The 20757-nt window shown below is 61.4% G+C and carries 17 protein-coding genes and 2 pseudogenes; 13 read left to right on the top strand and 6 right to left on the bottom strand.

The window, feature by feature from the left end; all coding sequences use genetic code 11:
• Positions 1–14: 14 nt before the first annotated feature.
• Complete coding sequence (locus AB2N04_RS13880; protein WP_367715007.1) at positions 15–2348, top strand: Tex family protein; 2334 nt, start codon at positions 15–17, stop codon at positions 2346–2348.
• A gap of 21 nt (positions 2349–2369) precedes the next feature.
• On the opposite strand, the gene AB2N04_RS13875 is transcribed toward AB2N04_RS13880, so the two are convergent.
• The 6 genes from AB2N04_RS13875 to hemB all read right to left on the bottom strand — a co-directional run bounded on the left by AB2N04_RS13875 (position 2370) and on the right by hemB (position 8366).
• A complete protein-coding gene (locus AB2N04_RS13875; protein WP_367715006.1) occupies positions 2370–3275 on the bottom strand; it encodes a DMT family transporter in 906 nt (301 codons plus the stop codon).
• 63 nt (positions 3276–3338) lie between these two features.
• Positions 3339–4085 (bottom strand): arginyltransferase, encoded by a 747-nt coding sequence (locus AB2N04_RS13870; protein ID WP_367715005.1) that lies wholly within the window; start codon positions 4083–4085, stop codon positions 3339–3341.
• A 37-nt stretch (positions 4086–4122) separates the two neighbouring features.
• The gene (locus AB2N04_RS13865) at positions 4123–5928 is read right to left on the bottom strand and encodes an SLC13 family permease (RefSeq protein WP_367715004.1); all 1806 of its coding nucleotides are present in this window, start codon (positions 5926–5928) and stop codon (positions 4123–4125) included.
• Between the two features lie 189 nt (positions 5929–6117).
• Positions 6118–6669: an RDD family protein gene (locus AB2N04_RS13860; protein WP_367715003.1), complete on the bottom strand. Its 552-nt coding sequence runs from the start codon at positions 6667–6669 to the stop codon at positions 6118–6120.
• 116 nt (positions 6670–6785) lie between these two features.
• Positions 6786–7259 carry an RDD family protein gene (locus tag AB2N04_RS13855; RefSeq protein ID WP_367715002.1) on the bottom strand — a complete coding sequence of 158 codons (474 nt, stop codon included), beginning with the start codon at positions 7257–7259 and terminating at the stop codon, positions 6786–6788.
• Between the two features lie 75 nt (positions 7260–7334).
• Positions 7335–8366, bottom strand: a complete 1032-nt coding sequence (gene hemB / locus AB2N04_RS13850) for a porphobilinogen synthase (RefSeq protein WP_367715001.1) — start codon at positions 8364–8366, stop codon at positions 7335–7337.
• Positions 8367–8532: 166 nt separating this feature from the next.
• On the opposite strand from hemB, the gene AB2N04_RS13845 reads away from it, so the two are divergent.
• From AB2N04_RS13845 to AB2N04_RS13790, 12 genes and pseudogenes are all read left to right on the top strand, one after another.
• Positions 8533–9576 (top strand): enoyl-CoA hydratase/isomerase family protein, encoded by a 1044-nt coding sequence (locus tag AB2N04_RS13845; protein ID WP_367715000.1) that lies wholly within the window; start codon positions 8533–8535, stop codon positions 9574–9576.
• An 11-nt stretch (positions 9577–9587) separates the two neighbouring features.
• A complete protein-coding gene (locus tag AB2N04_RS13840) occupies positions 9588–9998 on the top strand; it encodes a DUF6163 family protein (protein WP_367718818.1) in 411 nt (136 codons plus the stop codon).
• 233 nt (positions 9999–10231) lie between these two features.
• Entirely contained in the window at positions 10232–10747 is a 516-nt protein-coding gene (locus tag AB2N04_RS13835; RefSeq protein ID WP_367714999.1) for a MarR family winged helix-turn-helix transcriptional regulator, read from the top strand.
• Between the two features lie 284 nt (positions 10748–11031).
• Positions 11032–12285: a murein L,D-transpeptidase gene (locus tag AB2N04_RS13830; protein WP_367714998.1), complete on the top strand. Its 1254-nt coding sequence runs from the start codon at positions 11032–11034 to the stop codon at positions 12283–12285.
• Between the two features lie 158 nt (positions 12286–12443).
• Positions 12444–13760 carry a serine hydroxymethyltransferase gene (glyA, locus tag AB2N04_RS13825; protein WP_367714997.1) on the top strand — a complete coding sequence of 439 codons (1317 nt, stop codon included), beginning with the start codon at positions 12444–12446 and terminating at the stop codon, positions 13758–13760.
• 35 nt (positions 13761–13795) lie between these two features.
• Positions 13796–14254, top strand: coding sequence for a transcriptional regulator NrdR (nrdR, locus tag AB2N04_RS13820; protein ID WP_025031595.1), 459 nt, complete (start codon positions 13796–13798; stop codon positions 14252–14254).
• Positions 14255–14258: 4 nt separating this feature from the next.
• Positions 14259–15389: a bifunctional diaminohydroxyphosphoribosylaminopyrimidine deaminase/5-amino-6-(5-phosphoribosylamino)uracil reductase RibD gene (ribD, locus tag AB2N04_RS13815; protein WP_367714996.1), complete on the top strand. Its 1131-nt coding sequence runs from the start codon at positions 14259–14261 to the stop codon at positions 15387–15389.
• A pseudogene (locus AB2N04_RS13810) lies at positions 15362–15977 on the top strand (riboflavin synthase). The gene ribD and the pseudogene AB2N04_RS13810 overlap by 28 nt, the downstream one beginning before the upstream one ends.
• Before the next feature lie 43 nt (positions 15978–16020).
• Positions 16021–16488: a 6,7-dimethyl-8-ribityllumazine synthase gene (gene ribH / locus AB2N04_RS13805; protein WP_367714995.1), complete on the top strand. Its 468-nt coding sequence runs from the start codon at positions 16021–16023 to the stop codon at positions 16486–16488.
• A gap of 1 nt (position 16489) precedes the next feature.
• The gene (gene nusB / locus AB2N04_RS13800; RefSeq protein WP_367714994.1) at positions 16490–16981 is read left to right on the top strand and encodes a transcription antitermination factor NusB; all 492 of its coding nucleotides are present in this window, start codon (positions 16490–16492) and stop codon (positions 16979–16981) included.
• Positions 16978–18195: an MFS transporter gene (locus AB2N04_RS13795; RefSeq protein WP_367714993.1), complete on the top strand. Its 1218-nt coding sequence runs from the start codon at positions 16978–16980 to the stop codon at positions 18193–18195. Before nusB ends, AB2N04_RS13795 begins: the two co-directional genes overlap by 4 nt.
• 203 nt (positions 18196–18398) lie before the next feature.
• Positions 18399–20532: pseudogene (locus tag AB2N04_RS13790) on the top strand (sodium-translocating pyrophosphatase).
• Positions 20533–20757 lie beyond the last annotated feature (225 nt).

Raw genomic sequence — 20757 nt, 5'->3', positions numbered from 1 at the left:
ATTCAGGGAATTCCATGTCCGCGAACGCCAAACGCATAGCCACCCTCATTGCCGCCGAAATCAGCGCCCGCCCGGAGCAGGCCGAGGCCGCGATAGGGCTTCTGGACGAGGGGGCAACCGTCCCCTTCATCGCCCGTTACCGCAAGGAGGTGACCGGCGGGCTCGACGACACGCAGTTGCGCAGGCTCTCCGAGCGGCTTTCCTATCTGCGTGAACTCGATCAGCGTCGTGAGACGATCGTCGGGTCGATCCGTGAGCAGGGCAAGCTGACGCCGGAACTGGAAACCAAGATCGCCCAGGCCGCCACCAAGGCAGAGCTCGAAGACATCTACCTACCCTACAAGCCCAAAAGGCGCACCAAGGCACAGATCGCGCGCGAGCGCGGGCTGGGGCCGCTTGCCGAGGCCATTCTGGCGGACCGCGCAAAGGTGCCGGCAGACCTCGCGAAGGACTATCTGGGCGAAGAGGTGCCGGATGAAAAGGCGGCACTTGAGGGCGCGCGCGACATTCTGGCTGAGCAGTTTGCGGAAAACGCCGATCTCGTGGGGCAGTTGCGCAACCACATGAAGGAGCGCGCTGTGCTGCGTTCGCGCGTTGTCGAAGGCAAGGAAGAGGCGGGCGCCAAGTTTTCCGACTATTTCGACCATTCAGAGCGCTGGGCAGGCGTGCCGAGCCACCGCGCGCTTGCCATGCTGCGCGGGCGCAATGAGGACGTGCTGGCGCTCGATCTGGAAGTGGATGCCGACGATACCAGCCCGCTGAAACCGGCCGTGCGCATGATTGCGGCAGCCTATGAAATCGGTGGAACGTTGCCGGGCGATCAATGGCTGATGGAGGTTGCCGGCTGGACATGGCGCGTCAAGCTCTACCTGCATCTGAGCCTCGATCTGATGCGTGATCTGCGCGAGCGGGCCGAGGAAGAGGCGATCAATGTCTTTGCCCGCAATCTGAAGGATCTGCTCCTGGCGGCCCCCGCCGGGACCCGCGCAACGATGGGGCTCGATCCGGGCATCCGCACCGGCGTCAAGGTCGCGGTGGTGGATGGCACCGGCAAGCTGCTGGACACGGCAACGGTCTATCCCTTCCCACCGCGCAACGACCTGCGCGGCAGCCAGGCGGCGCTCTCGGCGCTCGTGCGAAAACATGGTGTGGAACTCATTGCCATCGGCAATGGCACCGCCAGCCGCGAGACGGAAAAGATGGTGGCCGACATGCTCTCCGACATGCCGGCGCCCAAACCGCTCAAGGTGGTGGTGTCGGAGGCGGGTGCTTCGGTTTATTCGGCATCCCCCACGGCGGCAGCCGAATTCCCCGATCTCGACGTGTCGCTGCGCGGGGCGGTCTCGATCGCCCGCCGCCTGCAGGACCCGCTTGCCGAACTGGTGAAGATCGAGCCCAAATCCATCGGCGTCGGCCAGTATCAGCACGATGTGGACCAGTATCGTCTGGCAAAGGCGCTCGATGCGGTGGTGGAAGATGCGGTGAACGCGGTGGGGGTCGATCTGAACACGGCGTCGAAATCGCTTCTGGCGCGCGTCTCAGGCCTCGGGGAATCGATTGCAGAGGCGATTGTCGCACATCGCAATGTCCATGGCGCCTTTTCAAGCCGCAAGCAGCTTCTGGAAGTGGCGCGGCTTGGCCAGCGCACATTCGAGCAATGCGCGGGCTTCCTGCGCATTCAGAACGGCACCGAGCCGCTCGACGCTTCCTCCGTCCATCCCGAAGCCTATGGCGTGGCGCGCAAGATCGTTTCGTCCTGCGGGCGCGATGTGCGTTCGCTGATGGGCGATGCCGGGGCGCTGAAGGCGCTCGATCCGCGCGTCTTCGTGGATGAGCGTTTCGGCCTGCCGACGGTGCGTGACATCATCGCCGAGCTTGAGAAACCGGGCCGCGACCCGCGCCCGGCCTTCCGCACCGCGACCTTTGCCGAGGGGATCGACGACATTAAGGATTTGAAGCCCGGCATGAGCCTCGAGGGCACGGTGACCAATGTCGCCGCCTTCGGTGCCTTCGTCGACATTGGCGTTCATCAGGACGGGCTGGTGCATGTCTCGCAGCTTGCCGACCGCTTCGTGAAGGATGCGCATGAGGTGGTGAAGGCCGGCGATGTGGTGAAGGTGCGCGTGCTTGAGGTGGACATCAAGCGCAAGCGCATCAGCCTATCCATGCGCAGGGATGCCGGTGGAGCCGGGGCGGGCGGCGGAACCGGCGCCGGTCGATCGCGCGATCAGGGCAAGCCCGCCCGTCCCGCAATGCCACGCAATGCTGGTGGCAAGCCGGGCGGCCGCGGTGGCGAACCGCAGGGCGCGCTCGCTGCAGCGCTGGCTCAGGCGATGAAGAAGAAATAAAGGGCGCTCGTCCTTCAGCCCTCACAGCGGGTGGCGCACCACGCCTTGCGCCAGTCGCCGCCTGCGGGCCGAGTGCAGTTGCCACAGCGAGTGGGCGACCAGCGTGACGATGATGATCGTGCCCCCGATCAGGGTGGCACGGCCTGGCACCTCGGAGAAGATGAGCCACACCCAGACCGGCGCCAGCACCGTTTCCAGAAGGTAGAACATCGCAACTTCGGGGCCTGAAATGTATTTGGGGCCGTTGGACAGGCAGAAGAACGAAATCGGCATGATGACCGCACCGTTCAGGATGATCCACCAGGGGGCCTCGATGCGATAGCCGGTTCTGGCGGTCATGATCGCTGCAACCACGCAGGGAAGCGCCACGGCCACCAGCGCGGCAAATCCCATGTCGCGACCGCTGCCGCGGGAGATGGTGATCGCAGTGGCGAGCAGAAACGCGGCAGTGAGTGCCATTACATCACCAAACAGATTGCCGGCGCCGATGCCTCCGCCAACAATGATCAACACACCAATGAGCATCACCCCCATGGCGGCGAGCGTGGCGGGTTTGGGTCTTTCCTTGAGAAAAAGCCATGAAAGAACGGCGGCGAACATCGAATTGAAGGCGAGGATGAACACCAGGTTGGCGGTCGAGGTGTTGTAGACGGCGGTGATGAAGCAGAGCGCCGAAAGGGCATAGAGAGCGGCGACCACCAGCCCAACGCGGCCCGGGACAAGCGGTGGTACATTGCGCGAGAACAACCGCCAGACGAACCAGACGACGAGTGCCACCCCGGCCGTCAACGCACTCCGTACCATCAGGATCGGCCATGGATCGCCGTCCGCCAAACGGATCAGCGGTATGTCGATGGTCAGCGCCATGCCCCCAAAGGCTGTGAGCGCAAGACCCTTGGCGTGGGAAGACGGCGAGGGAGTGGACATGGAAGACCCTTCAGCGACGTGGTGAAAGATGCAAGGGGATAGATCCGGTCCTGCATCGCTCGCTCAGTCAACGCGTTCCCACCCCTGCGGCCCCAGATGCTCCTGCGGCTTGAAGCGCACCTTATAGGCCATTTTACGCGAGCCATTGACCCAGTAACCCAGATAGACATGCGGCAGACCGGCCGCCACCGCGCGGTTGATATGGTCGAGGATCATGAAGGTGCCGAGCGAACGATCGGTAAGCTCCGGGTTGAAGAAGGAATAGACCATGGAAAGCCCGTCGCTCATCATGTCGGTGAGCGCAACGGCCATCAACTCGCCTTCGCCCTTTCCGGTGATGAAACTGTCGGGACCGCGGCGGCGATACTCGATCACCTGTGTGCCGACATGGGTATCTTCAACCATCATCGCATAGTCGAGAACGGTCATGTCCGACATGCCACCCTTTTTGTGGCGGGCGTCCAGATAGGAGCGGAACAGCGTGTACTGTTCAGTGGAGGGCTGTGCAGGAAGCGCTGTTCCGATCAAGTCCGCATTCTGCCTGAAAATGCGCTTCATGTTTCTGGTGGGCTGGAATTCCTGTGCCAGGATTCGAACCGAAACGCAGGCACGGCAGGTCTCGCAGGCGGGACGATAGGCGATGTTCTGAGAGCGCCGAAAACCGCCCTGTGTGAGCAGGTCGTTGAGCTCCGGTGCCTTGTCACCAACGAGATGCGTGAAAACCTTGCGCTCGTACTGCCCCTCCAGATAGGGGCAGGGCGATGGGGCGGTCAGAAAGAACTGCGGCGATTGGGGCGGCTGGTGCGTCATGTCGGCGGGGCGTCACTCCTGTTTCTGAATTCTGACCCTAAAGCCCATAATACCATGGCCCGACAAACGAAAACGTCAACCAAATTATCGCTACCAGAGGCATGCCAGCCTTCATGAAATCGCGGAAGGAATAATGTCCGGGGCCCATGACCATAAGGTTGGTCTGATAGCCGATGGGCGTGGCGAAGGAGCAGTTGGCCGCGAATATCGTGGCGGCGACAAAAGCCTCCGGGGGCGCGCCGATGGCCGCGGCAATGCCCAGCCCGATGGGCGTGAACAGAACCGCCGTGGCATTGTTGGACAGAAAATTGGTGAGCACCGCGACAACGGCGAAATAGCCCGACAGAATGATCGCCGGGGCCTGGCCTTCAAGGGCGGCGACCGCCCCGTCTGCGATGAGCTGCGCGCCGCCGGTGCGCTCCAGCGCCGTGGCGGCGGCAATGGCCGAGCCCACCAGCAGAAAAATCTGCCGGTCGAAGGCTCGGCCAGCCTGGGCCAGGGTGAGGCAGCCCGTCGCGATCATGGCAAAGGCGCCGGCAATGGCTGTGGCAACAATGGGAGCGATGTCGAGCGCTGCGGTGGCGACGATGCCGGCGAAGATGACAAATGCGATCCACGCCTTGCGGCGCTGGGGAACCGGTTCGGCCGACCACTCCAGAACAAGAAGATCGTGACTTTCGCGCAGGTCCTCGAGTGCACGGTCGGTGCCGCCCACGAGAATCGTATCGCCAGGTTCGAGCCGGATATCGGAGACGGGCGTGCGGCCCATCCGGCTTTTGCGCTGTACGCCCAGCATGTGAACGCTGTGCTCGGTCTCGATCCCGGCATTGCGGATGGTGCGGCCTGCGTGGCGCGACCCGGGAGGGATAACGGCTTCGGCGATATGGTAATCAGGACCAACGGCAGCCGACTCCGTCTCTGAATCTGCGATATGCCCTGCCGCACCGTGCGAAAGCGCCTGTGTGAACGCGCGGCGTGTGGCCGTGACCATGAGCCGGTCGCCTTCCGACAGGACGACATTCTCAAAGGGTGGATGAAAGCTCATGCCGCGACGGATGATGAGACGTGGGGTGAGGTCGCCGAGGCCCTGAAAGAGACCGGCCTTCGATTCCTTGCCGATGAAGGGATGGTCCGGCACGATGCGGATCTCTCCGATGAACTGGGTCCCCGACTGCATCTGCCGGAAGGTCTTCTCACTGCTTGAATCGCGCAGGATCCGGGGCATGACGAAAAAGACGTAGAGTGCTCCGGCGGCGGCCAGCAGGAAGCCGGGCATGGTGAGGTCGAAAAAACCGATGGACAGGCCTGCCTTCCCGGCAACACCGGCAACCAGAAGGTTGGTGGAGGAGCCGATCAGCGTGGTCATGCCACCAAGTATGGTCATGAAGGAAAGCGGCATCAGTGCCTTGGAAACAGCGAAATTGCGCTGTGCGGCAAACACGATCAGGACGGGAATGAAAATCACCACCACAGGCGTGTTGTTGAGCACCGCGCTCAGCACCGCAGCAGTGATCAGCGTTATGATGATGGTGCGGGTGCTGGAGCTGCCAGCCGATTTTGCGAGTATGCGCGCAGGCTTGTCGAGTGCGTCGGTGGCGAAAAGGCCCTGACCGACGATCAGAAGGGCAAGGACCGTCGCGAGGGCAGGGTTGGCAAAGCCCGAGAGAAGCTCTTCGGGCTGCAACCCACCGTGCGCGCCTTCATGGGGAAAAAAGGCAAACAGCGCCAGGAACGCAACCAGACTGCCAAGAGCGACGATTTCCAGCGTGAACCGCTCGCTGACATAGGCAGCGACTGTTACGAGGATGATCCCATAGGTTGCCCAGAGATGAAAATCGGTCATTCAGCTCCCGCAGTTCAGGACATGCCTTTCGGGGGAATGAGCACCCCCACAGGTGAACGTCGAGAATAAGCACGCACCGCCAGCCCGCAAGCATGGATTTGCTCGCCCCCAGGAAAAGAAGCGCAAGGGAAAGCTCTTCTTTTGTGAAGCGCGCAACGCCATTTCCTGGTTTGCGAAACGCTGTCGCAGTCAGCCGGTTCGCAGCATGAGGGTATCGAGAAGCCGGTCATGCAGCATCTGCCTGTTGGCCAGAACGAGCGGAGCCAGCAGAACCAACGGTGTGAACATTGCCGTGGTGGCAAGAAACAAGAGCGTGTGGGCAACCGCGTAGCGCGGGGTGATCTCGACGCTGTCGAGCCGCTCCAGGCGCAGACGAAACAGGCGCATGCCCAACGTGGCCTGATAGCGTCCACCCAGTGTGAGCGCCGTATAGGCGATCGCCAGCGCGAGGGTCACCAGCGCGGCAAGGCTTTTTGAGAGAACGTACGGTGTCTCGCCAAGACGTGCGGGAAGGTCGCCGAATGCGTGTTCAGGTGCGACCCACCACCATGAGAGCGATTCGATCAGCATGGTCGCAAACACGGAAAGTGCGAACGCAACGGTGATGTAGAGGCTGTAGTCGACGGTAAACGCCAGCACACGCTGAAGATGGAGCCCATGGCCCTGTCTGAGAAGTATCTCGGGCGCCCGGTCGGCAGGGCGCGCCTTGAAGGGAATTGTCGTTTCCAATGTTTCGGTCATGAAAATCACTCGCAATATCATTTTGGTGCCCGAAAGCACTCAATGGTAGAGCGATAGTGTGAATTCATAAACCTAAGGTTTATTCTTGTTTGAATAATGCAATTTATGCGAGGAAATCAAACCTGGTCGCTGCGGACCACCACCGTTCCCAAAAGCAGATCGTGAACGGTTCTTTTGTAATCGAGGAACAGGCTGGCAAGCAGGATCAGTGGCGTGAGGATCGTGTTTCCCGCCCAGAACAGAACCGTGTGCACCACGGCAAGAAGCGGATCGGTGGACTGACCGTCGAGACGCACAAGACGAATGCCCATGAACTGCATCCCGAGCGTTGCCTGGCTGCGACCACCCAGTGTCATGGCCACATAGAGCAGGGCGGTCAGTGGCGCCAGAATGCCGAAGAGCAGCCAGCCCAGCCCCAGTGTCATTACGCCGAGCAGCGCCACAATGATCGCAACCGGGATCATCATCAGGGCGATCAGCAGGTAGTCGATGCAGAAGGCGAACACGCGACGCGTGCGGACGCCACGCAAATCGTAATCATCACGCTTTGCGACATCCAGAATTTCACCATCAAGGGGCCGGGTTGCCATCAATCATCCTCGCATGTGCTGTTCGAGAAAGAGATGGGGAGCCTGTTCCCTGCTTCAAGCGCAGTTGCCGCAGATTCAGAGCAATTCGGCCATTTCGAGCGCAAAATAGGTGAGAATCCCGTCACATCCAGCGCGTTTGAAGGCCAGAAGGCTCTCGATCATGGCTTTTTCGCCATCGATCCAGCCATTGGCATCTGCCGCCTTGATCATCGCGTACTCGCCCGACACCTGATACGCGAAGGTGGGCAATGCATAGGTGTCCCTGATGCGGTGAACGATGTCGAGATAGGGGAGGCCGGGCTTCACCATCAGCATGTCCGCACCTTCCAGAATGTCCTGCTCTGCCTCGCGCAGCGCCTCATCCGCGTTGGCCGGGTCGATGTAATAGGTCTTCTTGTCTCCCTTCAGCCGATCGCCTGTGCCGATCGCTTCGCGATAGGGACCATAGAACGCCGACGCGAATTTGGTGGCATAGGACATGATCGCGACGTCATGAAAGCCGCTTTGATCAAGGGCGTCGCGAATGGCGCCGATACGCCCATCCATCATGTCGGAAGGCGCTATGATGTCGGAGCCGGCTTCGGCCTGTCTCACGGCTGCGGCAGCGATCTGCATGACGGTCTCGTCATTGACGATTTCTCCGTCGCGAAGGATGCCGTCATGGCCGTGGACGGTGAAGGGATCAAGTGCCACATCGGTGATGATGCCGATCTCCGGCACCGCCTCCTTGATGGCGCGGCTTGCCCTGTTGATGAGATTGTCCGGATCCAGGCTGTGCGAGCCGGTTTCGTCTCGCATGGAAGAGGCAATGTTCGGGAAGGTCGCAATTGCCGGAATCCCGAGGCGTGCTGCGCGCTCGGCCTGCCGCACGGCCTGATCGACGCTGAGCCGCATGACACCGGGCATCGCGTCGATCGGTTCCTGGCAATTTTCACCCTCCATCAGGAAGACGGGCCAGATCAGGTCGTCGACGCGCAGGTGGTTTTCACGCACGAGGCGGCGCGACCAGTCGGACTTGCGGGTGCGGCGCAGACGCCGACTGCCGGTGATCTCATCAACGCTGCGGCGGGCTGCGGGCCTGTTCACGGTACGGGAAAACTTGTTCACGGCAAAGACTCCAGTGTCGCGCTTCTCTAGCATGTGGCCATGGGCGGACCAAGGGCGGGACGGATGTTGTGTGGTCGCACTTTCCGATGGCATTGACGCACCCCAAGACGGCGAATAATCAGCTAGGGTGGCGGCAGCGTCTGCAAAGTGTCTCAAGGGGGTGGCGGTGAAGGTCGATTTCGGTGGCGGAGAAGACATTCGGTTCGAACGACGCGGCCATGCGGGGCTGGTGACCCTCACGCGGCCCGCATCTCTCAACGCCATCAATCACACCATGGTGCACGCGCTGCACCGCGCACTGCTTGCCTGGGAAGCGGACGACGATGTGCGTCTCGTTGTTCTCCGGGGCGAGGGCAGGGCCTTTTCCGCCGGTGGCGACATTCTCGATGTCTACAGGGCAGGGCTCAAGGGCGAGGCCAGACCGGATTTTTTCGCCGATGAGTACAGGCTCAATGCGGCTATTGCCCGTTTCCCAAAACCCTACGTTTCGCTGATTGACGGTATCGTCATGGGCGGCGGCGTCGGAATATCCTTTCACGGCTCCCATCGCGTGATGACGCAGAACGCGGTGTTTGCGATGCCGGAAGTCGGGATCGGTTTCTTTCCCGACGTCGGTGGCAGTTTCCTGCTTTCGCGTCTGCCGGGGGATTTCGGCATGTATCTGGCACTGACCGGAAGCCGCATTCGACATGGCGACGCCCTGGCCGCAGGGCTGGCAACACATGCCGTCGAAGCCGAATGCCTGGAGGAGCTGACCGAAACGCTGTGTGGCACGGATGATATCGATCGCGCGCTTGCCTCATTCGGCGCCGAAGCCGAACGGCAGATCGATGATGCGGTCCTGCATGCGATCGCGCGCCATTTCTCGTTCGATACGCTGTCGGAGGTTCTCGGATCGCTGGCGGCCGATCAGGATGACTGGGCCGGCGAGACCCGCGCAACGATCGCCAAACGTTCACCAACCAGTCTCGGTGTCACGTTCCGGCAGATCCGCGCCGGCGCAATGCTGACCATGGACGAATGCATGAGAATGGAGTTCCGCATCCTCAACCGGATGCTGGCGGGACATGACTTTTATGAAGGCATCCGCGCCGCGCTGGTCGAAAAGGGAACCACGCCCAGATGGAAGCCCGATGCGCTCGATGATCTGTCCGCAGGAGACATCGAAGCCTATTTTGCTCCCTTACCTGGTGGAGACCTGACGCTGTGAATGATGACGCTCTGTCCCGTCTCGGTTCTGCGAGGCCTTCTCAACTGGATAGTGCCTATCACGCGCTTCACAGGCTGGTTGCATTGGCTTGTCTGCTGATTGGGCTTTTCTACTGGGTGCGTCTGTTGGGGATATATCCCGGCTCGCTCTGGCGGTTCGATCTCATGCCCGTGGAGTGGCAGGTTGTCAGTGTCATACTGGCTGTCATTTATCCCTTTGCTTCAGTCGGCCTCTGGCTGGTTGCGCCCTGGGGCGCGGTGATCTGGTGCTTATGCGCGGGCGCGGAGCTGGTGATGCACGGCTTCCTGCAGGATACCTTCGGGTCGAACTATCTGCTGATTGGATTCCATCTTCTCGTTGCCGCCAGCTATGCGGCCCTGCGCTTCCTGCGCTATCGCGAGGAACGCAGCGCGGTCCATTAGGGACTTAGCCCTGCAACGCCTTGCGCACATCGGCGCATCCCATGCCGGTCTCTCAATCTTTCATCGAATGTCCGAAGGCGGGTTTACTGCCTGTTAGCTGTATTTACAGGGTCGGCTTTTGTAAGGCGTTGTTAAGCCTAGTGTTTAAGTCGAATTTTAGAAGCATTCGATAGGGTCAGGCCAAGGTGAGACAAAAAACAAAAATCACCGGCGTCAAACGAGAGGCTTTAGTTATGAATACTTCGCGACCCGCGGCGAAACCTGCCGCTTCGAATGATGAACGCAAAGATGCACTGCGTTCTCTTTATCTTGAATCTCTCCAGCTCGTGGAGCGGCTGCACCGTCGCCTGCTCGACGTGATCAAGGATGAGTTCGAGCGCAACGGACGCAGCGACATCAACGCCATCCAGGCATTGCTGCTCTTCAATATCGGTGACACGGAACTGACGGCTGGCGAATTGCGCTCGCGCGGCTACTATCTCGGCTCCAACGTCTCATACAATCTCAAGAAGCTGGTCGATCTCGGCTTCGTCAACCACCAGCGTTCGCGCGTCGACCGTCGTTCGGTGCGTATCAGCCTGACGCCGAAGGGCGCGCAGGTCGCGAAGGTGGTCGAAGGGCTCTACAACCGTCACATCGGCTCCATCGAGCAGGTGGGTGGCATCAGCCCCGACGAGTTCAGCCAGATGAACCGTGCCCTGCAGCGGCTCGACCGCTTCTGGAACGATTCGATCGCCTACCGCATGTAGTCTCATCCTGATCACCTGGCTGCGCGCCGGTGTGCAGCCAGTGAAGGCCGGCGTGGCGGGACGCCGGTCTTCACGTATTTGTTTTTTCCTACCGGGTGACGCTTGGTCACGTTAAGGTCATAATCAGGTGGAATGCAGCCTGATGGAGGCCGCGCGGTGCGTGTTGCGCCGATTTTCATCAGGGTTCGCGGATTCTTAACGCAGTCGCGGCATGTATGCCTGTAGCACTGCATGCAGCCCTTCGATGAGACGGGCTGTCGAGCCAAGAGAGCACGGATACGCGTATGAAGACGAACCGCCGCATGTTTCTAACCGGTGCCGGCGCCGCCGCAACGGCAGCGATGACCGGAGCCGCCAACGCCCAGGACCTGATCGAGGCGATTATCCGTTCGCCGCGGCGCGGTGCATGGAGCGACCAGTTCGATGCACGGGCAAGCAGCGGCGGCAAGGTGGCTTCCAACCTTCCGATCTTCAGCCAGGAAACCGTTTCCTATGTCGAGCGCGCGATCATGGAATATTCCAGCATCGCCTCGCAGGGCGGTTGGCCGCGTGTGCCAGATGACAAGAAACTGGAACTGGGCGTTGTCGACCCCAGCGTGGAGATCCTGCGTCGCAGGCTGATGATTTCAGGCGACCTTTCACAGCGCGCAGGCATGTCGCCATCGTTTGATTCTTACGTGGATGCGGCCGTCAAGCGTTTTCAGGCCCGCCACGGCCTGCCGGCCGACGGTGTGACCGGTCGGCATACTTTCGCCGCTCTCAACGTTCCCGCCGCAATCCGCCTTGGCCAGCTTGAAACCAATCTCGTTCGGCTGCGCTCCATGTCGGGTTTTCTTGGCGACCGCTATGTGGTGGTGAACATTCCCGCCGCCGAAATCGAGGCGGTGGACAATGGCCGCGTGATGCTGCGCCACACGGCCATCGTCGGCAAGGTCGACCGCCAGACGCCGATCCTGAATTCCAAGATCAACGAAATCATCATAAATCCCTACTGGAACGCGCCGGTTTCGATTGTCCGCAAGGACATTATTCCCTTGATGCGCAAGAACCCGAACTATCTGACGGACAACAATATCCGCCTGATCGCGCCCGATGGCAGCGAGGTGGATCCGCTGACGGTGGACTGGTCGACGGACGACGCGGCCAAATACCGGTTCCGCCAGGATCCGGGCCGGATCAACGCCATGGCGTCGATCAAGATCAATTTCCCGAACCCGCATGCGGTCTATATGCACGATACGCCGCAGCAGGGGCTGTTCCGCGATCTCGACCGGTTTTATTCGTCGGGCTGCGTGCGTGTTCAAAACGTGCGCGATCTCGTCACCTGGCTCCTGCGCGAGACCGACGGCTGGGACCGCCGGCGCATCGAGCAGACGATCCAGAACGACGAGGATGTCCGGGTTTCGCTCAGCAATCCCGTCCCGGTCTATTTTACCTACATCTCGGCCTGGTCGACGGGTGATGGCGCGGTGCATCTGCGCGACGATATCTACGGTCGCGACGGAGCGAGCGAATTGCAGATTTCGACGGCACTCTGACGACCCGTTGCATGATGAATTGCCGCAGCCGCCCGGAAACGGGCGGCTGTTTCGTTTCTGGCGCATAAATTTTCGCCGGCAGGCGTGGTGACACCGGGGGAAAAATGCTAGATGCGCCACTTCCGCATTTGATCCATCATCGAAGGGAACACACCGCCATGGCAATTGCGACCGCCGCCGCTTCCAGCGAGACCGACGCATTCTTCACCCGGCCGCTCGAAGACAGCGACCAGGACATCTTCTCCGCAATCCAAAAGGAACTTGGCCGCCAGCGTCACGAGATCGAGCTGATAGCGTCTGAAAACATCGTCTCGCGCGCCGTGATGGAAGCGCAGGGCACGGTCCTGACCAACAAATATGCGGAAGGTTATCCGGGCAAGCGGTATTATGGCGGTTGTCAGTATGTCGACATCGTCGAAGAGCTGGCCATCGAGCGCGCCAAGAAGCTGTTCGGCTGCGAGTTTGCCAATGTACAGCCCAATTCCGGCTCGCAGATGAACCAGGCCGTGTTCCTGGCGCTTCTGCAGCCGGGCGACAGTTTTATGGGCCTCGACCTGAATTCGGGCGGTCACCTGACGCACGGTTCGCCGGTCAACATGTCCGGAAAATGGTTCAATCCCATCTCCTATGGCGTGCGCAAGGACGATCATCTGCTCGACATGGACGAGGTTGAGCGTTTGGCGAAGGAGCACAGGCCGAAGCTTATTCTGGCCGGCGGCACTGCCTATTCACGTGTCTGGGACTGGAAGCGCTTCCGCGAGATTGCTGACGAGATCGGCGCCTGGCTGATGGTCGACATGGCGCACATTGCCGGCCTGGTGGCCGGTGGCCAGCACCCGTCGCCGCTGCCGCACGCACACGTGGTCACCACCACGACGCACAAATCGCTGCGCGGCCCGCGCGGCGGCATGATCCTGACCAATGACGAAGCATTGGCGAAAAAGTTCAATTCGGCCGTGTTCCCGGGCCTGCAGGGCGGTCCGCTCATGCATGTGATCGCCGCAAAAGCTGTCGCGCTGGGCGAGGCGCTGAAGCCCGACTTCAAGACTTATGCGCGCGACGTGGTTGAAAATGCCCGTGCGCTGGCCGAGAGCCTCAAGGAAACCGGCCTCGACATCGTGTCGGGCGGCACCGACAACCATTTGATGCTCGTTGACCTGCGCCCGAAGAACGCCACCGGCAAGCGCGCAGAGGCTGCCCTTGGCCGTGCCAACATCACCTGCAACAAGAACGGCATCCCGTTCGATCCCGAAAAGCCGTTCGTGACATCGGGCATTCGTCTTGGCACGCCGGCCGGCACGACGCGTGGCTTCGGCACCGCGGAGTTCCGCGAGATCGGCCAGTTGATCGCCGAGGTGCTCGACGGTCTCAAGGCAGCGAACTCGGATGAGGGCAACGCCCAGGTCGAACAGGCTGTGAAGGACAAGGTGATCGCACTCACCGAGCGCTTCCCGCTCTACCCCTATCTGGGGTAAGCAGTCACGAACGGATTCGTGAAGAAGGGCCCGATATGCGCTGTCCCTACTGCCAGTCGGAAGACACACAGGTAAAGGATTCCCGCCCCGCCGAAGACGGGGCGGCGATCCGGAGACGGCGCGCCTGTCCCGATTGCGGCGGGCGTTTCACCACTTTCGAACGCATCCAGCTGCGCGATCTGGTGGTGGTCAAGCGGTCGGGCCGCAAGGTGCCGTTCGACCGAGACAAGCTGATGCGCTCCTTCGACATCGCGCTGAGAAAACGCAATGTGGAGCCGGAGCGCGTGGAACGCGCGGTCACCGGCATCGTGCGCCAGCTCGAAAGCTCGGGCGAGACGGAAATCCCGTCAGACGATATCGGCCTGCTTGTCATCGATGCGCTCAAGGCGCTGGATGACGTGGCCTATGTGCGCTTTGCCTCGGTCTATCGCAATTTTCGCGAAGCCAAGGATTTTCAGGACGTTCTGGGTGAACTGAAGGGCAAAGAGGACTAGCGGTATGAACAGCGGGCCGGCAAGCGAGCTCGACCGGCGGTTCATGGCGGCTGCGATCCGGCTGTCGCGCCGCAATCTCGGCCTGACCGGCACCAATCCCTCCGTTGGAACCCTGATCGTGCGCGATGGACGCATCGTGGGCAGTGGCGTCACCGCCATTGGCGGACGCCCGCATGCCGAGCCGCAGGCGCTTGCAGAAGCCGGCGAGGCGGCGCGTGGCGCGACTGCCTATGTCACGCTCGAACCCTGCGCCCATCACGGCCGCACACCCCCTTGCGCCAATGCGTTGGTCTCCGCCGGCGTTACCCGTGTGGTGGGCGCGGCGAGCGATCCCGATCCGCGCGTGAGCGGCAGGGGCTACGCCATCCTGCGCGACGCGGGCATCGAGGTGGTCGAAGGCGTGCTGGCGGACGAGGCTGCGGACATGCTGCGCGGCTATCTCACGCGATCCGAGAGAAAACGTCCGGAAGTGACTCTCAAGCTTGCCATATCCGCCGATGGGATGATCGGTCGGAAAGGGGAGGGACAGGTTGCAATCACCGGCCCCGTATCACGCAGGCAGGCGCACATGATGCGGGCGGAGAGCGACGCTATCCTCGTCGGCATCGGTACGGTGTTGGCGGATGATCCGTCGCTGACCTGCCGGCTGCCGGGGCTTGAACACCGCTCACCGCTCCGCGTCGTGCTCGACCGGGGGATGAAGCTCCCGGTGCAGTCCGCTCTGGCACAGTCTGCACGCGATGTGCCGGTTCTGATCACGGCGGCGGAAAACTGTCAGCCGGAAAGCAGAAAGGCCCTGGCCGAGGCAGGCGTCGACTTTCTCGGCGTCGAACTCCATGACGGCGAGATCGCATTGCCGGAATTTCTGGAGGATCTGGCAGCGCGGGGTATTCTGACCCTCATGGTGGAGGGGGGGGCCTTCACTGCCCGGATGTTCATCGAGGAAGGGGTGGTCGACCGGCTCGCACTCTTTGTTGGGCCATCGGAAATCGGCCCTGGCGGGATTGCCGCACCGATCGATTGCGACCATATCCCGGAAGGTTTTCACCTGCTGCGCGAAGCGCGGTTTGGCGACGATGTTTATCTGGAATATGTGAAAGGCGAGCGATGTTCACCGGCATTGTCACGGACATAGGCGTGGTGCAGTCCGTCACCCCGCGCGATGAAGGGGTGCTGCTGCGCATCGAGACAAATTTCGATCCGGCGACCATCGACATTGGCGCTTCGATTGCCTGCGCGGGTGTCTGTCTCACCGTGGTGGCGCTGCCTGAAGAGGGCGCGAACACGCGCTGGTTCGAGGTGGAGGCCTGGGAAGAGGCCCCTGCGACTGACGACGGCTTCCGGCTGGCAGCAGGGACAGCGCATCAATCTGGAACGCGCGCTGAAAGTGGGCGATGAACTTGGTGGACATATCGTCTCGGGTCACGTGGACGGCATGGCCGAAATCGTCGAGCGCCAGGATGAGGGGGAAGCCGTTCGTTTCGTGCTTGAAGCGCCGAAGGAACTCGCCAAATTCATCGCGCCCAAGGGTTCGGTGGCGCTGGACGGTACGTCCCTTACGGTCAATCGCGTCTCAGGTGAGCGTTTCGACGTTCTGCTTATTCATCACTCGCTCTCCGTTACCACCTGGGGAGAGCGAAAGGTGGGCGACCGGGTGAATATCGAGGTCGATACGATGGCCCGTTACGCCGCACGTCTTGCGGATGCCGCCAAAGAGGCTTAAGGCAGCGCTCTCATTCTAGAATTATAGCCGTGTGGAGAATGTCATGGCCGATGCGCGCCCCCTGAGGCTGCTGATCGTCGAAGCCCGTTTCTATGACCATTTGGCCGATGGTCTTCTTGAAGGTGCAAAGGCTGCATTGGATGCCGCCGGAGCGGCCTATGATGTGGTGACCGTTCCCGGAGCGCTGGAAGTTCCGGCCGCAATCGCCTTTGCTGCGTCCGGAAATGGCGGTGCGCTTTATCATGGCTATGTGGCGCTTGGGTGTGTCATCCGCGGCGAAACCTACCATTTCGATGTGGTCGCCAATGAATCGAGCCGTGCACTGATGGACCTTGCCGTTGAGAAGAACCTCGCCATCGGCAATGGCATCCTGACCGTCGAGAACGAGGCGCAGGCACTGGCCCGCATCGAAAAAAGCGAAGGCACGAGCGGCGAGAGCATGGGCAAGGGATATTTTGCCGCCGAAGCGGCACTGACGATGATTGCGCTCAAACAGCGCATGGGAGCTTGATGTGACCGAACCGACCGCAGACGGCTTTCGCCCGGCCAACAAACGGGGCTCAGCCCGGCTTGCTGCCGTTCAGGCGCTTTACCAGATGGATGTTGCAGGCACGGGCCTGCTGGAAACCACGGCGGAATACGAGCTTTTCCGTCTCGGCAAGGAGATCGACGGCGAACTCTACCGCGATGCAGACCCGCAATGGTTTCGTGCCATTCTTTCGGGTGTTGTCGAAGATCAGAAGACGATCGACCCGGTGATCCGCAAGGCACTGACGGAGGACTGGCCGCTTTCGCGTCTTGATTCGACGCTGCGCGCCATCCTGCGCGCCGGAGTCTATGAGCTGACGCGGCGCAAGGATGTGCCGGTTGCCGTAATCGTTTCGGAATATGTGGACATTGCCAAGGCGTTCTACACCGAGGACGAGCCGAAGCTTGTCAATGCGGTGCTCGACCGGGTTGCCCGGCGCAGTCGCAATGAGGGCAGGGGGAAAGACGCGGAATGACCGAAACACGCGATGACCTGTACCGCGAGGCAAAACGCACCGCGCTGATTCTTGCTTCCGCACAGGCCATCGTCGGTTCCGCAGCCCCGATCGCCATCTCCATGGGTGGTCTTGCCGGTTTTTATCTGCTTGGCAGCGACAAATCGCTCGCAACGGCGCCAGTCACGGGCTTCAATGTCGGCATCGCGCTGGGCGCGCTTCCCGCTGCCGCCCTGATGCGAGCGGTGGGGCGTCGCAACGGTTTCATGGCCGGTGGTCTTGTCACGGCAAGCGGCGGTTTCGTCGCCGCCTCCGCTCTGTTCCAGAGCAGTTTCTGGCTTTTCGCCATCGGCCTCCTGCTGGCAGGCATCGGCAACGCGTTCCTGCAGCAATACCGCTTTGCAGCCGCCGACAACGCGCCCTCGGATTTCAAACCGAAAGCCATTTCCTGGGTTCTGGGCGGCGGCGTCTTCGCTGCGATCATCGGTCCGCAGACCGTGATTTATACGCGTGACCTGTTTGCACCGATCCAGTTTGCCGGCGCCTTCGCAGCGCTCGTGGTTCTGGGCCTTCTGGGATCGTTCATTCTGTCCTTCCTGCGCCTGCCAAAGGAGGCGCCATCCGCAATGCTGGACGATCATGAGCCGGCCCGGCCGCTGCTTCAGATTCTGTCGCAGCCGCGTTTTCTGGTTTCGCTCTTTTGCGGCGTCGCCTCTTACGCGCTGATGAGCTTCGTCATGACGGGTGCGCCGCTCGCCATGGTGGGTTGCGGCTTCACGCCCGACGAAGCGACGCTCGGCATTTCCTGGCATGTAATGGCGATGTTCGCGCCAAGTTTCGTTACCGGTCGGCTGATCGCGCGTTTCGGCAAGGAAACCATTGTCGCAACCGGACTTTTGACGCTTATTGCCTGCGCCATCGTGGCGTTATCGGGCATCGAGCTATGGCAGTTCTGGACGGCGCTGATCCTGCTTGGCATTGGCTGGAATTTCGGCTTCATCGGCGCAACGGCGATGGTTGCGGAGTGCTACCGGCCATCGGAGAAGAACAGTGTGCAGGGTGTGCACGACTTTCTGTTGTTCTCGACCACGGCCTTTGCCTCTCTGATGTCGGGTCAGATCTACAATGCGTTCGGCTGGAACATGCTCGCCTGGATCGTGATTCCTGTTGCCGGTTCGTGCCTTCTCGCACTGGGTGTCATGGCCATCGGCCGCCGCTCCAGACAGGTCGCCTGACCCTCAACCCCTTGAGAACGGCGCGTTGACAGCCGTGCCGGCGCATACCTGCGACAATTTATCCCCTACAAGCTTGACGTGTCCGCGCGCCTTCGCCCAAGCTGCGCGCATTGGGCCGGGAGGGGCGCGAATGCCGCCGGCCTTTCCAGCGTGACCCGGGAGGGGGTTCCAGTCGCGGGTCGAGATCAAGGGATAGATTGGCAATGAACATGCTTTACGTGGTCATCGCCTGCGGTGTGCTTTCCATACTTTACGCCATCTGGGCAACACGATCGGTGCTGGCCGCCGATCAGGGCAATGCACGCATGCAGGAAATCGCCGGTGCCATCCGGGAGGGGGCGCAGGCTTATTTGACAAGGCAGTACACCACCGTCGCCATCGTCGGCGTCGTGGTCTTCATTCTCGCATGGTGGCTTCTCACCGGCGTGGCGGCCATCGGCTTCCTCATCGGTGCGGTGCTTTCGGCTGCCGCAGGCTTTATCGGCATGCATGTTTCGGTGCGTGCCAATGTGCGCACGGCGCAGGGCCGCATCCAACAGCTTGGCAGCCGGTCTCGACATCGCGTTCAAGTCCGGTGCGATCACCGGCCTTCTGGTGGCGGGTCTCGCGCTGCTCGGCGTGTCGGTCTATTTCTGGGTTCTCACCGGGCCGCTCGGCCATACGCCGACGGATCGCATCGTCATTGACGCGCTGGTGGCGCTCGGCTTCGGCGCCTCGCTGATTTCCATCTTCGCGCGTCTGGGCGGCGGCATTTTCACCAAGGGTGCGGATGTCGGCGGCGATCTGGTGGGCAAGGTGGAGGCGGGCATCCCGGAGGACGATCCGCGCAACCCGGCGACCATCGCCGACAATGTGGGCGACAATGTCGGCGATTGCGCTGGCATGGCCGCCGATCTGTTCGAAACCTATGTGGTGACCGTCGTCGCCACCATGGTGCTCGCCTCGATCTTCTTCACCGGCGAAGTGGCGTTGACGCTCATGCTCTTCCCGCTGGTTATCGGCGCTGCCTGCGTGGTGACGTCGATCATCGGGACGTTTTTCGTCAAGCTCGGCTCCAACAACTCCATCATGGGCGCGCTCTACAAGGGGTTTTGGGCAACTGCCGCCCTTTCGGTCGTCGCGCTTGGCGGCATTGTCTGGGGCTGGCTCGGCGGATCCACGTCCTTTTCGGCGAGCAATGGTTCAGAGTTTACGGGCATGTCGCTCTTCTGGTGCGGCGTGGTGGGCCTCGGCGTGACCGGGCTCATCATCTGGATCACCGAATATTATACCGGCGTCGGCTACCGGCCGGTGCGTTCCATCAGCCAGGCATCGGTGACCGGGCACGGCACCAATGTCATCCAGGGGCTGGCTGTTTCGCTTGAAGCGACGGCGCTTCCGGCAATCGTCATCATTGCCGGCATCATCCTGTCGTTCAATCTGGCGGGTCTCTTCGGCATCGCCATTGCGGTGACGACCATGCTGGCGCTGGCGGGCATGGTGGTGGCGCTCGATGCGTTCGGTCCCGTGACCGACAATGCCGGCGGCATCGCTGAAATGTCGGATCTGCCGGCCGAGGTGCGCCAGACCACCGACGCGCTCGATGCGGTCGGCAACACCACCAAGGCCGTGACGAAGGGCTATGCCATCGGGTCTGCCGGTCTTGGCGCGCTGGTTCTCTTCGCTGCTTACACAGAGGACCTGAAATACTTTGCCGCCAATGCGGAGCCGGGTACTTTCTTTGAGGGCGTGAGCGTCGATTTCTCACTCTCAAACCCCTATGTGGTCGCCGGCCTTCTCTTCGGTGGCCTTTTGCCGTTCCTGTTTGGCGGTCTGTCCATGACGGCGGTGGGCCGCGCGGGCGGCGCCATCGTGCAGGAGGTGCGCCGGCAGTTCCGTGAGAAACCTGGCATTATGGAAGGCAGGGAAAAGCCTGACTATGGCGCGGCGGTGGACCTTCTGACCAAGGCCGCGATCAAGGAAATGATCGTGCCTTCGCTCCTGCCGGTGCTCTCGCCGCTGGTGGCGTTTGCGGTGGTCTACGCCATCGCAGGCAAGAGCGAAGCCTTCTCCGCGCTTGGTGCCATGCTTCTGGGCGTGATCGTCACGGGCCTGTTCGTGGCAATCTCCATGACCGCCGGCGGCGGCGCCTGGGACAATGCCAAGAAATCCTTCGAGGACGGTTTCGTCGATGCTGACGGCACCAGACATGAAAAGGGCTCTGAGGCGCACAAGGCTTCGGTGACCGGTGATACGGTGGGCGATCCCTACAAGGACACGGCAGGCCCGGCGGTGAACCCGATGATCAAGATCACCAACATCATCGCGCTTCTCCTGCTTGCCGTTCTGGCTCACTGACAGGCCGACAAGCCTGCATTCGTGACAAGGAAAAAGGCCCGCGAGCATCGCTCGCGGGCTTTGGTGTTGCCTGAGATATCTGATTGACCAGGCCGTGTACTCATAAGCGAGCGCCGATGACCGCTTTCGGCGAAACCTCCGAAAACGATCAATCAACCGCGTAGGTCCGCATTGCGGGACGGAGCGGTCGTTCACTTAGCCAATGCCCTCAAACTATCGATATCG

The organism is Nitratireductor sp. GISD-1A_MAKvit (assembly GCF_040819555.1).
Classification (GTDB): Bacteria; Pseudomonadota; Alphaproteobacteria; order Rhizobiales; family Rhizobiaceae; genus Nitratireductor.
Note: the sequence above shows the minus strand (reverse complement) of the source record. Positions and strands in the feature narration are given on the sequence as shown.

Excerpts from the sequence above, each read along its gene's own strand:
- AB2N04_RS13880 (WP_367715007.1), top strand. The coding sequence starts at position 15 with ATGTCCGCGAACGCCAAACGCATAGCCACCCTCATTGCCGCCGAAATC.
- AB2N04_RS13875 (WP_367715006.1), bottom strand. The coding sequence starts at position 3,275 with ATGTCCACTCCCTCGCCGTCTTCCCACGCCAAGGGTCTTGCGCTCACA.
- AB2N04_RS13870 (WP_367715005.1), bottom strand. The coding sequence starts at position 4,085 with ATGACGCACCAGCCGCCCCAATCGCCGCAGTTCTTTCTGACCGCCCCA.
- AB2N04_RS13865 (WP_367715004.1), bottom strand. The coding sequence starts at position 5,928 with ATGACCGATTTTCATCTCTGGGCAACCTATGGGATCATCCTCGTAACA.
- AB2N04_RS13860 (WP_367715003.1), bottom strand. The coding sequence starts at position 6,669 with ATGACCGAAACATTGGAAACGACAATTCCCTTCAAGGCGCGCCCTGCC.
- AB2N04_RS13855 (WP_367715002.1), bottom strand. The coding sequence starts at position 7,259 with ATGGCAACCCGGCCCCTTGATGGTGAAATTCTGGATGTCGCAAAGCGT.
- AB2N04_RS13835 (WP_367714999.1), top strand. The coding sequence starts at position 10,232 with ATGAATACTTCGCGACCCGCGGCGAAACCTGCCGCTTCGAATGATGAA.
- AB2N04_RS13830 (WP_367714998.1), top strand. The coding sequence starts at position 11,032 with ATGAAGACGAACCGCCGCATGTTTCTAACCGGTGCCGGCGCCGCCGCA.
- glyA (WP_367714997.1), top strand. The coding sequence starts at position 12,444 with ATGGCAATTGCGACCGCCGCCGCTTCCAGCGAGACCGACGCATTCTTC.
- nrdR (WP_025031595.1), top strand. The coding sequence starts at position 13,796 with ATGCGCTGTCCCTACTGCCAGTCGGAAGACACACAGGTAAAGGATTCC.
- ribD (WP_367714996.1), top strand. The coding sequence starts at position 14,259 with ATGAACAGCGGGCCGGCAAGCGAGCTCGACCGGCGGTTCATGGCGGCT.
- ribH (WP_367714995.1), top strand. The coding sequence starts at position 16,021 with ATGGCCGATGCGCGCCCCCTGAGGCTGCTGATCGTCGAAGCCCGTTTC.
- AB2N04_RS13795 (WP_367714993.1), top strand. The coding sequence starts at position 16,978 with ATGACCGAAACACGCGATGACCTGTACCGCGAGGCAAAACGCACCGCG.